General features: G+C 69.2%; 1 protein-coding gene. It reads left to right on the top strand.

The genetic code is table 11. From position 1 onward, the window contains the following. A partial coding sequence (locus tag ABZ281_RS49810) for a glycerophosphodiester phosphodiesterase (protein WP_356665503.1) occupies nucleotides 1–1,151 on the top strand: 1,151 nt, incomplete at its 5' end. Nucleotides 1,152–1,254: the final 103 nt, after the last annotated feature.

The following is a 1,254-nucleotide window of genomic DNA, read 5'->3' on the forward strand; positions in this document are numbered from 1 at the left end:
AGGAGTCGAACGAAGAAACGAGCGGTACCGGACGGCGGGCCCTTCTCGGTGCGGCGGTCCTCGGCACCGGCGGAGCGGTGCTCGGCATGGCCGGCACGGCCCGAGCGGACGGCACCCGGCACGGCGGCGGAGTGCGGAACCTGCCCAAGCCGACGATCATCGGCCACCGCGGCGCCAGCGGCTACCGCCCGGAGCACACCTTCGGTTCGTACCAGCTGGCTCTCGACCTGGGCGCCGACATCGTCGAGGCGGGCGACCTGGTCCCGACGAAGGATGGGCACCTGGTCTGCCGTCACGAGCCGGAGATCAGCGGCACCACGGACGTCGCCGACCACCCCGAGTTCGCCGTCCGCAAGACGACCAAACTGCTCGACGGCGTCTCCACCACCGGCTGGTTCACCGAGGACTTCACGCTCGCCGAGCTGAAGACGCTGCGCGCGGTCGAGCGCATCCCGGCCAACCGCCCGCACAACACCCTCTACAACGGCCGCTGGGAGATCCCCACCTTCGAAGAGGTCCTCAGGTGGCAGGACGAGCAGACCCGCAGGCGAGGCAAGCAGGTGTGGATCTACCCCGAGCTCAAGCACCCCACCTACTTCCGCGGGCAGGGCCTCCCGCTCGAGGAGCGCGTCGCCAAACTGCTGCGCACGTACCGCAAGGACCGGCGGACCTCCCCGGTCATCCTCCAGTCCTTCGAGCCGACCAGCGTCCAGCGCCTGCACAAGCTCGTCGACAACCCGCTGGTCGTCCTGCTGTCCTCGGCGAACTCGCGCCCTTGGGACTTCGTCGAGACCGCAGACCCGCGCACGGTCGCCGACCTGGTCAAGCCGGCCGGCCTCAGGGAGATCGCCTCCTACGCGCAGGGCATCGGCCCGACTCTGGACCTGGTCATCCCGCGCGACGCCCAGGGCAACCTCACCCGGCCGACGACCCTCGTCTCCGACGCGCACAAGGTGGGCCTGATCCTGCACCCGTACACCATGCGCAACGAGAACCCGTTCCTGCCGGCGAACTTCCGCAAGGGCGCGGACGCGGACGCCTACGGTGATGTCTTCGGCGCGTACAAGGCGTATTTCGCGACCGGCATCGACGGTGTCTTCACCGACCAGCCCGACACCGGTCTGCTGGCGCGGGAGGACTTCAACGGCTGAGCCCCGTCGACATCCGAGCACGCGTGGGCGAAGGCAGTGATCTCACTCGTCCTGGTCGTGGCCGTGGTCTACGTCCTCTTCCAGTACGTCTTCCCGTGGGCGG

Source organism: Streptomyces sp. NPDC006265 (assembly GCF_040613555.1).
In the GTDB taxonomy this organism is placed as follows: domain Bacteria; phylum Actinomycetota; class Actinomycetes; order Streptomycetales; family Streptomycetaceae; genus Streptomyces.